The sequence below is a fragment of the Paraprevotella clara YIT 11840 genome (assembly GCF_000233955.1).
Lineage (GTDB): Bacteria > Bacteroidota > Bacteroidia > Bacteroidales > Bacteroidaceae > Paraprevotella > Paraprevotella clara.
Genome location: NZ_JH376616.1, coordinates 298,426 through 310,741, shown reverse-complemented (window position 1 = coordinate 310,741; position 12,316 = coordinate 298,426). Strand labels below are relative to the sequence as shown.

5 protein-coding genes are annotated in these 12,316 nt (G+C 45.4%); all 5 read left to right on the top strand.

Going from position 1 to position 12,316, the window contains the following annotated elements; translation table 11 throughout:
• Window positions 1–4: 4 nt before the first annotated feature.
• Window positions 5–3,367, top strand: a complete 3,363-nt coding sequence (locus HMPREF9441_RS12835; protein ID WP_008621882.1) for a SusC/RagA family TonB-linked outer membrane protein — start codon at window positions 5–7, stop codon at window positions 3,365–3,367.
• 11 nt (window positions 3,368–3,378) lie between these two features.
• Window positions 3,379–5,097 (top strand): RagB/SusD family nutrient uptake outer membrane protein, encoded by a 1,719-nt coding sequence (locus HMPREF9441_RS12830; RefSeq protein WP_008621881.1) that lies wholly within the window; start codon window positions 3,379–3,381, stop codon window positions 5,095–5,097.
• 5 nt (window positions 5,098–5,102) lie between these two features.
• Window positions 5,103–7,304, top strand: coding sequence for a fasciclin (locus HMPREF9441_RS12825; RefSeq protein WP_008621880.1), 2,202 nt, complete (start codon window positions 5,103–5,105; stop codon window positions 7,302–7,304).
• Window positions 7,305–7,329: 25 nt separating this feature from the next.
• Window positions 7,330–9,030 carry a fasciclin domain-containing protein gene (locus HMPREF9441_RS12820; protein WP_008621877.1) on the top strand — a complete coding sequence of 567 codons (1,701 nt, stop codon included), beginning with the start codon at window positions 7,330–7,332 and terminating at the stop codon, window positions 9,028–9,030.
• Window positions 9,031–9,093: 63 nt separating this feature from the next.
• On the top strand, window positions 9,094–12,309 hold the full coding sequence (locus HMPREF9441_RS12815) for a SusC/RagA family TonB-linked outer membrane protein (protein ID WP_008621869.1): 3,216 nt from the start codon (window positions 9,094–9,096) through the stop codon (window positions 12,307–12,309).
• The last annotated feature ends 7 nt before the right edge of the window (window positions 12,310–12,316 follow it).

Sequence of the window (12,316 nt, the reverse complement as noted above, 5' to 3'; positions counted from 1 at the left end):
CTTAATGATAAAGACAATGAAACAATTAAAATATTATTTCTTAATTTGCTGCCTGGTCATTGCCACGGTAGTGAATGCTCAGGGAATAACGAGTGTGAGTGGAACGATTTCCGACTCTTTCGGGCCTGTTGTGGGGGCTGCTATTGTTGAAATGGACGCTTCTAACCGTAACATATCTGCCACAGTGACAGACTTTAACGGTAATTTCACTTTGAAAATCAAGAATCCTAAAAACCGTTTGAAGATTAGCTATGTGGGTATGAAGACCCAGATTCTTCCTATTAATAAAAAGGTGTACCATGTGACCTTGGAGGATGCTATGGTATTGAAGCAGGTGGAAGTAAAAGCAAAGAAACGTGTGGAGTCATCCGGTTTGGCTATTCCGGAGCGCGAGGTTTCTTTTGCTTCACAGACTATTAATGCCAAGGAATTTGAAGGCTTGGGTCTTACTTCCGTAGATGAAGCTTTGCAAGGACGTATCGCCGGTTTGGATATCGTGATGAATTCCGGTAACTTGGGTGCCGGTACGACGATGCGTTTGCGTGGTGCGTCTACAATCAGTACGTTGACGAGTTCCGAACCTTTGATTGTGGTGAACGGTGACGTTTGGAATGTAGATCAGAGTAACTTTGATGTACAAAATGCCAATGATGAACAGTTCGCGCAATTATTGAATATCAACCCGGAAGATATCGAGAGTATCAGCGTTTTAAAAGATGCTGCTGCTACGGCAATCTGGGGTTCTCAAGGTGCGAATGGTGTGATTGAAATCAAAACAAAGCGCGGTAAACGTGGAAAACCGAGATTGACTTATTCTCTTCGTTTGACTGGCACCTACCAGCCGGATGGAGTGGATTTGTTGACGGGCGATCAATATACGATGTTGATGAAGGAAGCGTATTTCAATCCTCGTTTGAGTGATGCGGCCGCTGATATTCCTGAATTCAATTACATTACGGATAAGCGTGTGTTCTCTGAATGGCAGATGTTCAACAACAACACGGACTGGGTGAAAGAAGTGAAACAAGTCGGTTTGCGTCAGAATCATTTCGTTTCCATTACCGGTGGTGGTGAGAAAGCGACTTTCCGTATATCCGGTGGTTATGACCATGAGACCGGTTCTATCATCGAGCAGAAGTTGGATCGTTTTACGACCCGTATGATGTTGGACTATTATGTAAGTGACCGTATTAAGATTATCAGTGACTTTGCTTTGACTTATACGGACAACCAGAAAAACTCTGATGACTTGTTGAAGATTGCTTATAAGAAGATGCCGAACTTGGCTATTTTCGAAGAGGATGAACAGGGTAATTCTTTGGGACGTTATTACGAGATGTTGAAGGCTAAAGACGCATTGGAAGACCAACGTGGGTTGGTGAATCCTATTGCGAGTGCCAAGTATGCCAAGAATTCTTATACGACATACGCCATCGACCCGAAGTTGGAATTGCAGTATGACTTTTTGGGCATTGATGATACCAAACACCGTTTGACCTATAACGGAAAGGTGATCATGAATGTGTTCAATGCATACGAAGATACTTATTATCCGCGTGAATTGTCTACAGACAACTGGAATGCCGACGGTGTAAGCAAGGCAACGAGTTACAGTTCTAAGAGTTTGGCATTTACGACTACGCATACGTTGACTTTTGTACCTCATTTCTTGAATGAAGACCATTCATTTATGGCAATGGGACGTTTCCAATTGGTTTCAGGTACGTCAAGTGACCAGAAAACCGAAGTAGCAGGTTTGCCGAACGGTGTGGAAGCTCCGAGTGCCGGTGGTATTACTCCGGGTATGTCCAGCAACTTCAACCGTTGGAGAAGTCTTTACTACACATTCTCTGCTCACTATGCTTTCAAGGAAAGATATATTTTTGACGTATCTGCCCGTGTAGACGGTACAACCAAGTTCGGTCCGGGTAAGCGTTGGGGTGTTTTCCCTGCTGTTTCAGGCCGTTGGAATGTGGTGGACGAGCCGTGGATGGAAGGTACGCGTAAATGGTTGTCTATGCTTTCTATCCGTCCGGGATGGGGTATGACCGGTAATCAGCCTACGAAAGATTATTTGTATGTCAATCAGTATAGTGCTGCCAGCAACTATTTCGGTGCTACCGGTATGGCTCCGAATAACTTGAAATTGAACACTTTGCAGTGGGAAATGAAATATACTTGGAATGTCGGTTTCGACTTGGGCTTTTGGGATGACCGTATCAAGGCTGATATCAACTTGTATACACAGACCACAAAAGACATGTTGATGAAGGATGTGAGAATATCCAGTATATCCGGTTTCACGAATTATCCTTATCAGAACGTAGGTGACATGAACAATAAAGGTTGGGAAATCAACCTGAACACCAACAAACTGATTCAGAAAGGTAAGTTCTGGATGGATTTGAACTTCACGTTTGCCAACAACAAGAATGTGATTACCCGAATGGATCCCCGTGTATTGGAGACTTTGAACAATGACTGGGTGGCTGAGAACCGGAAACTTCTGCAACGTGTGCAGGTGGACAATCCTTTCGGTGCCATTTACGGTTATCGTTACAAGGGTGTCTATATGTATAATTATGATACTTATCTGCAGAAAGAACGCTTGGCAGCCGACGGTGATGCGGATGCTAAGGCTTTCATCGCCAACTTCAATAACAATGGCGGTTGGACGGCTCCTTTGGTATACAATGCGAACGGAGAAATCGTACGTGACATGAAGGGTGACCCGTTGCAGATGATGTTCAATTATGTATCAGGCGGTACCGGGTATGAGTTCAAGGGTGGTGATGCGATTTATGAAGATGTGAACCACGACGGTAATATCAACCAACTCGATATAGTTTACTTGGGTAATTCGTTGCCGAAGTTGACCGGTGGTTTCGGATTCAAGTTCAATTATGGTGACTGGGCTTTGAATGCACAGTTCAACTACCGTGTGGACTACGACATTGTGAATTTGGCCCGTTTGGACATGGAGAGCATGGGCTCGAACAACAACCAGAGCCAGGCCGTGAACTACCGTTGGCGCAAGGAGGGAGATTTCACTTCCATTCCGCGTGCGTTGAGTACGAGCGGCAACTTTGCGAACTATAATACGATGATCAGCGACCGCTTTGTGGAAGACGGAACATTCTTGCGTCTGAACTATTTGCAGATTTCCTATAATATGCCGCAGAAGATGGTGAAGAAAATCGGTTTGAGCGGTTTGCGTTTCTATTTGAGTGGTAATAACCTTTTCTGCTTGACGAAGTATTCCGGTGTGGATCCGGAGTTGGGTTACGGAGGATATAGTGTGACGCAAGACGAAGCGCAGACTCCGCGTGCCAAGTCATATACTTTTGGTGTCACAGTAGATTTCTAATTGATAATGCTATGAATAAGATGAAGAAAATATGGTTTAAATCAGCTTTTCTGGCCATGGTCGGAATGTCTATGACATCTTGTGGAGACTTTCTGGATATTTATCCGTTGACCATGGTGTATGAAGATAATTACTGGAATGAGAAGAACGACGTGGACCAGATAGTGACAGGTTGCTACACACGTATGCAGGATGATGATTTTGTTCGTCGCTTGTTCATCTGGGGAGAGAGCCGTTCGGACAATACACGTCGCGGTTTCCATGCTAAATTCAGTGCGACTTCGGCGGAGGGATATATTTTGAGCGAGAATATTCTTTCCAATAATGCCTATACCGATTGGTCGAGTTTCTATTCTGTCATCGACCGTTGTAACTTGGTCATCCAGAAAGCACCGGAAGTGGCAGAAAAAGACCCGAATTATTTGCCGAGCGACGTGCAGGCTACGATAGCTGAGGTTACGGCCTTGCGTGCCCTTTGTTATTTCTATTTGGTGCGTACGTTTAAGGATGTGCCTTATTATACGGAGGCCATTACCAATGACGAGCAGGAACTGAACCTTCCGGCTACGGACGGGGATGTCATCGTTCGGAACCTGATTAATGACTTGTTGGCTGTATGGCCGAATGCGTTGAAGGTATGGCCGAAGCAGTCCGGTAAGGATATCAGTTACGGACGCATCACGCAGAATGCTATCTTTGCCATGTTGGCTGATATGTATTTGTGGATAGATGATTATTCCAATGCAGAGAAATATGCCCAAATGGTTATCGATTACAAGACGGATTATTTCAAGAATAATTATTCTTCCTATTATATGGTGAATGGTTATCCTTTGATTCCGGACAATGACAATACCATTTTGTCGGCAGGTGCGGCTTATGAATATAACTTCGGTGAAGGCGGTGGCCCCGAGAGCATTTTTGAGTTGGAGTTTTCCGAAAGTACGACAGACGGTACGAAGTCGAATGACGTACCTGCAGCATTCTTCTATCGTTTTATTTCGGAAAAGGATAAAGAAATAGGATATGGACTGTTCGCACCGGCGGAAGATCTTTGGAAAGAGTTGTCTTCTCCGCAGATATTCTTGACGAACAAGGATACGCGTATCAAGGAGTCCATTCATGTGGATAACGAGTCTAATCCGGAAATCGTGGATATTGCCAAATATACTTATAGAAGCATTAATCCAAGTCTTTCTACCGGTAGTACTTTGGCTTATGTGGGACGTTTGACAAAGAACGATGTCAATTGGGTATTTTACCGGGTTAGCGACATGATGCTGATTAAGGCGGAAGCTTTGATTTGCATGATGGGAGAAGATGCCACTCAGCGTAATGACAGTTTGGGACAAGCCGCTTTTGAGTTAATCAAGGCCATTGCCGACCGTTCGGCACCGAACACGTCTTCCTCTTTGACTTACAGTAATTATTCTACAAAATCGCAATTGATGGATTTGGTGTTCGATGAACGTAGACGTGAGTTCTTGTTCGAGGGCAAGCGTTGGTTTGATTTGGTACGCCATACCCGTCGTGACGGCAATACGGATTATTTGGTAGAAGCCGTGCAGAGTAAGTTTACGGAAAATGCAGCGACTGCAACCGGTAAGTTGAAGAACATGATGGCTATTTATTGGCCTTATAATTACGACGAATTGCAGGTTAACTCTAACTTGAAGCAGAATCCTGCCTATCCGGAGGCCGGTGACTCTTATGAATCAACAGGTAAATAATTGTTATGAAGTGTTTGTTTAAAATATTAATATCCATGTGTACCGTTTTACTGTTAACGGTACAGATGAGTCTGTTCACCAGTTGTAATGACGACTTGGCAGCCGATAGCTACTATACTTTTACGGGAGAGATGATGAGTGATTTTTTGAAGAATCGCGAAGATTTCAGCCTGTTCAAGCGTATTGTCGAGCGTGCCGGCGAGATGGATTTTCTGTCGAGTCGTGGCTCCCGAACTTTCTATCCGGCCGTCAATTCCGGAGTGGAATCATTTTTGAAAGAACGTGGTTACGCTTCGGTCGAGGATCTTCCGGTCGAATTGTGCGATACGTTGGTGAAAGCCTGTTTGGTGGATAATAGCATCAAGTACACTTATAATTTCTCCGAAACGGAGCAAATAAATAATGAGCTTGATTTGCCTTTGATTATCGTGACGAACGGGGATACGGTAGATGCGAACGGGATGACGTTAAGTGTAATCAACCGTCGTTCCGCCATTATCAACGAGTTGAAGAATGACTCAGTGGACAACGGAGTGGTTCATCCGGTAGATCGCGTACTGATACCGAATACCAGTTTGGGCTCCAGTCTGTTGGACGATAATCATGATGAGTTTACGATTTATTATGAGGCTCTCAGTCGTACCGGATTGCTGGACTCGTTGATTCATTATCGTGATGACAGCTATGAAATCAGGAAAGAAAATTATCCGGAGTTCAAGACTGGAATTCATTCCGGAGGTGTCTTCAACGAGAATGACCAAGGCTACGAATATCATGCCAAGCGTCCGGACCATCGCTATCAAGGTTTCACATTACTTATCGTTCCTGATGAGGTGTTGTATGAGAAGTACAGCGATCGTTTTAACGCCAATATGACTTTGGACCAGAAGGTCGATGCGTTGTACGATTTAGCCGTTGAGAAATATAAAGATAATGCGGCTGCCAATATTTTCGGTCTGAATGAAGTGGATCCTGACGATTCTGAAGGAAGGACGTACAAAGAGAAGTATTGGAATAAAGAATCCTTGACCAGCCGTTACAACCCGTTGAATATGTTCCTGTCCTATCATATTCTGGACCGTCTGTTTGCAAGTACGGCTAAGTTGATTAACTGCTGGGGTACCAATACGGCCTATGCCAATCCTACGGAGTGGATTTCTACGTTGTTGGATTATTCCACGATAAAGTTGGAGAGAGTATATGCTACTGTGGACAAGCAGGTAGAGCATCCGGCTGGTTACTATATCAACCATAGTACGGCTACGGAGTACAATTCTTATGACAGAGTACGTGGTGCTTATTTGACGCAGCCTGACGCAGAGAACTTCTCATTGAACGTGTCCTACTTCTACTTAGACGATGTTGTGGCTTATGACCAGACGATGCGTAATAATGTGATGAATACGAGAGTGCGTGTGGATTTTTATACATTATGGCCCGAGTTGACTAGTAATGATATCCGTTTGTGCGGGAATCCGACACAGGCTTACGGTTCTCATGACAATGATGAGAATGGTGGAGAGAATGGCGGGTTCAATTATTACATTCCACCTGGCTATATGAAAAATTGCACCTTCAGCGAGAATACCATTTTCTTTGTGCAGCGTCCGAAAGTGCCTTGGTGGAACTGGGGAGGAGATGAGATTAACATTTTGGGAACGAGTTACGATGTGACCTTCCCGTTACCTGATGTTCCTCCCGGCACGTACGAACTCCGTTTAGGTTATCCCGGCATGTTGGACCGTGGTATTGCCCAGGTTTATGTGGACGGCATACCGCAAGGAATTCCTATCGATATGCGCTATCGTGCCGATGATTCACGCGTCGGAGGGCTTTATAATGGAACTACGGGTTTTCGGAATTCAGAAGAAAGTTCTTCCGGTATTTACACCAGTGAACAGTTGGAAGAGAATGCACGTACGATGAAGAACAACGGTTATTATAGCGGGCCGAAGAGTATCTTTACGGGGAATGACGGAACGGATGCTCCAAGATACAGTCCTAATAGTTGTACGCTGATGTATAATAATGCCTATACTTTCCGTCGTAAAATCTGCGATGTAGAGGTGAAGCCCCATACGGACCATAAAATTCGTATTCGTTCCGTATTCACACAAGGGAACAGAGGATGTTTCATTCTTGATTATATGGAATTGGTACCTATAAGTATTTGTGGGGCCGGAGGTATCGGTGAGGATGTTTACTAATATTCACATTTAAACGCTAAAGAAAATGAAACTAAAATATTATATACAGACAGGTGTTGTGGCGTTAGCCGCCGCAACCGTCGGTGTATCCTGTACGGATACGTGGGATGACCATTACAGTGTGAATGGTACGGTGCCCGGTGCAACCCTGTGGGAAAATATGCAACTCGACGAGAGCATTCGTCCTTTCGTGAGGGTTCTGGATTCTTGTGGCTACAAAGACATTTTGAATGCCAATCAGGTGTTTACGGTTTGGGCTCCGGAAATTACGGATGCGGAAGCTCAGGAGTGGATTGACACCTATAAGAGAGAGAAAAGCCAGGGGATAATTGATGACGATAATTCTACTTTGAATCAGTTTATCAAGAATCATATAGCCATGTATAATCAGCAAGTTTCGTCGTTGACAAAAGACGAGACTGTCAAGATGATGAATGGCAAACGTTTGACTTTGACCGGTTCCATGCTTAACGGTGAAGTGAACATGGTAGGCAACGGGGTTCCGTCTTCCAATGGTATGCTCTATAAAGTGGACGGACCCGCAACTTTCTTTCCTAATATTTGGGAACGCCTCCGCATGGATTTGGAAGGAGACAACGGGCTGGATAGTGTAGCCAATTTCTTCCTTTCATGGAATCGTATAGAACTTGACGAAGAGGCCAGTGTGCCGGGTGGTATCGTAGACGGTGAAACGGTTTATTTGGACTCTGTGATGTACAATTACAATCCTATTTTCAATCAGTTGGGTCGGATTGACTCTGAAGACAGTCTGTATTGGTTCGTAGCTCCTACCAATAAGATTTGGAAGGAGAACATAGACCTGTACCGTTCTTATTTCGAGTATCATCAAAGTTTGGGAGAAGACGGCGACTCTTTACAGAACCTCTATTCTAAATTTATGTTCCTGTACAGTTCGTGCTTCAATGTAAGATCGCAGGAATTGCCTTTCAACGAAGCGAATCCGGATTCCATCGTTGCCACGACCTATACTTCTTTTTATCCGGATTGTTCTAAGTTCGAATGGCCGATGCAGGCTGGCGGTTTGCTGTATGGCCTGACACCTCAGGAGTGCAGTAACGGTCGTTTGTATAAGGCTACGGATTGGCGTATTCCTCCTACCAAATTGATTTATATGACTCCTGTTCAGGTTGAAGCGGAATATGCTAATAATTATTCGACAGTGACGCTCTCGGGCGACTCGACTTCCATTCAGGTAAATGCAGTAGAGGCAACCAATGAGAAATTCAGAGTGTCGGGAGGTGGTTACTTGGTGGTAAGGGATGCCCGTTCGGGCCGTACCAACCAGCCGGAAATTACCTTTAAGATTCCCAGTACGCTTTCCAACTGTCCGTATGACATCAAAGTCGTGTTTGCCTCTCCTTTGGCCGGAGACTCTTTGGCTAAGGAAGACGCACAGTTGAAGCGTCAGTTTACAGCTAAGATCAGATATTATTCGTCGAGAACCGGCGATATGATTGAAGGGAGCAATGCCGTGACTTTGTGCACGGATGTAGATGTCGATGCCACGAAGATGGATACCGTCACGGTAGCGACAGGATTTGAATCTCCGGTTTGTAACTTCGGCGAGGAAGATCCCAGGGTGCTGCTGACCATACAATCTATCAAGGGACGTACGGTACCGGACGGTTACAGCAAGGATTTAGCGATAGACTGTGTGATTTTCGAGCCACGTCCTACATCCGGATCCGGAAGCGATGAAAATTGATTGTAGAACAATATTAGAGCATGAGTAATGAAAAGATATAGATTCTATTGTTTAGCATTGTTGATGGCAGGTACTTTGGGGGGCTATGCTCAGGAAGAGGCTGCTACCGACACCGTGACTGCGGCCAGACCTGCCAGTCCGATAAAGAAAAATGTAAAGACACGTCCGGTCAGCGGGCGAGTGTTCGCTGTGACATCCGGCACTCCTTTGGGTGGAGCCTTGGTCAGCGTGAGCGGTTACGACGGTTACAGTGCGTTGACCGAAGAGGACGGTACGTATAAGCTTGATGTGCCGGAGTACGCTACGGCATTGAAAATCACGGCACCGGACTATAATACGGTTCGTGTGGGTATTAACCAATCCGGTAAGTTGCGCGATGTGACGATGTATTCGAATGCCATGCGTTCGGCATACGGTGCGGATGACAATATCCTGAATACGGTGGTGGCAGACAAGTTCGATTATAGTCCGTCCTTGAATATCACATCCGAAATCGGTGACCAGTTGGGTGCCAATGTCCGTACGATTTCCCGTGGAGGTACGCCCGGTATCGGAAACTTCATGATGATGAACGGTATCAACTCCTTGCACAGCAACGGTCAGCCGTTGATCGTGATTGACGGGGTTATCGTAGATCAGCAGTATGACCGTACGATGGTTCATGACGGCTTCTACAATGATATTCTGACATCTTTCAACGTGAACGAGATCAAGAGCGTGAAGGTGATGGCCAACGGTACGGCTATTTATGGAGCCAAGGGAGCCAACGGAGTGATTCTCATCGAAACGAAGCGTAACACGAGTTTGGCTACGAAAATCGACGCCACGGTGTCGGCCGGCATTACCTTATTGCCGAAATCGCTTCCGATGATGAGCGGTTCGCAGTTCAAGACGTACGCTTCGGACTTGTTGAAGACAACGGGTACGAACCTGTCGGAATTCCAGTTCCTGACTTCCGATCCGAATAATTACTATTACAATAAATATAATAACAACACGGATTGGAACGATGTCATCTACCGTGAGGCTTTCTCGCAGAATTATGGCATTACGGTACAAGGAGGTGATGAGGTGGCCAGCTATTTCCTCGCATTGGGGTACAATGGTGCGCAGAGTGTATTGGAAGACAATGATGTGAACCGTTTGAACATCCGTTTCAATACGGATATAAACATGTTCAAGCATTTGTTCATCCGTTTCGACGCTTCCTACAGCAACGTGACGCGTAACCTGAAAGACCAGGGTGCGCCGGAGAATTACGATGAAGGAACGGTGACTTCTGTCAATTATCTCGGTTTGGTGAAAAGCCCGATGCTGAGCCCGTATGCTTATTCCAACGGTAAGATTTCCGATGTGGCATTCGACAACAGTGACGAGGACTATCTGGATCAGGCTTTGGCTTCGATTGGTAATGTGAATTATCGTTTGGCCAATCCTGCTTCTATCAACGAGTACGGTACGGCTCAGAATAAGAATTACTTTGAGAACTCTTATTTGAACATCGCCATTACTCCGAGATGGCAGTTCAACAAGCATTTGTCTCTCAGTTCTTTGTTCAGCTATACGTTGACGAATACGAACGATAAGTACTACGTGCCCATCAACGGTGTGCCTGACTACTATGTTTCTTCTATCGGTCTTACGGTAGAAAATGAAATCCGTTCGCTTTATTCTTCGCAGAATTCGATTACGAGCGATACGAAAATAGAGTGGGGAAATCAGTACGGTGCACATAGTATAGACCTTTTGGGAGGTTTCCGTTATATGAACGACCGTTACAAGGTAGACACGCAGTTGGGTTACAATACGGGTAGCGATAAAACGCCGTTTATCAATGATACGCAAAACAAGACGACTACCGGTAGCACTAACGAATGGACTTCAATGAGTTGGTACGGTCAGGCCCGTTACGATTACAGAAAGCGTTATTTCGTAGAAGGTAATTTGGCCATCGAAAGTTCTTCACGATTCGGTAAAGAAGCGAAAGACGGTTTCAAATTGGCGGGTGTACGTTGGGGCGTTTTCCCCGGAATCCAGGCCGGTTGGGTGTTGTCCAATGAAAGTTGGTTCGATGTGCCGGGAATAGACTATGCCAAATTTACGATGGGATATGATGTGAGCGGTAACGACGGTATCGACTTTGATGCTACCCGTACTTATTTCAAGAGTATCTTGTTCCAGAATCTGGCCAATGGTTTGGTGTTGGGTAATTTGGGCAATACGGAAGTACAGTGGGAGACAACCCGTCGTTTCAGCTTCGGTACGGAGTTGAATTTCCTGAAAAACCGTTTGAACTTGAAAGTAAACGTGTTCAAGAGTTGGACAGACAACCTGTTGACTTATCATGAACTGAACTTCATTACCGGTTTGGAGAACAACTGGGTGAACGGAGGTTCTTTGGAGAACAAAGGGTATAATATTACGGTGAACGGCCATATCATCGCCACCCGTAACTGGAACTGGGAATTGGGTGCCAGTGTCGGCCATTACAAGAACAAGCTGACGGCTTTGCCCGACGGGCAGGATTATGTGGATGCCGAAGTTTACGGTGCTACCATCCGCTCTCAAATCGGCCAGCCGGTGAATTTGTTCTATGGCTATAAGACCGAGGCTACCGCATCCGGTACGCATGTATATGCCACTTCGGAAGAGGCTAAGGCCGACGGTTTGTACATCTTGGGCGAGAACGGTATCGACAAGACCTACTTTGGGGCCGGTGACGTGAAGTTTGCCGACAACGGAGATAAGGAAATCAACAAGGCGGATATGCAGGTCATCGGAGATCCGAATCCGGATATTTACGGTAACATCTTTACTTCTTTAAGTTATAAGCGTATCCGTTTGGATGTGAACTTCAATTACAGCTTGGGCAACGATGCCTATAACTACTTGCGTTCGCAGTTGGAAGGCGGAAACCGTTTCATGAACCAGTCGATAGCGATGGTGAACCGTTGGACGTATGAAGGACAGAAGACCGACATGCCGACGGTGATGTGGGAAGATCCGATGGGCAATGCCCGTTTCAGCGACCGTTGGATCGAGGATGCCAGCTATCTTCGCTTGAAGTCTATTACGTTGAGCTATGAGCTACCGCTCAACAGCACTTTCATCCACGGTCTGACATTCTGGGGACAGGCAAACAACGTCTTCACCGTGTCTAAGTATTTGGGAGCCGATCCGGACTTCTCTATGAGCAACAGTGTTTTGGAACAAGGCATAGACCGCGGTCTGTTGGCTAACAGCCGTAACTTTATGCTCGGTATTAAAATCAACCTTTAATTCAGTC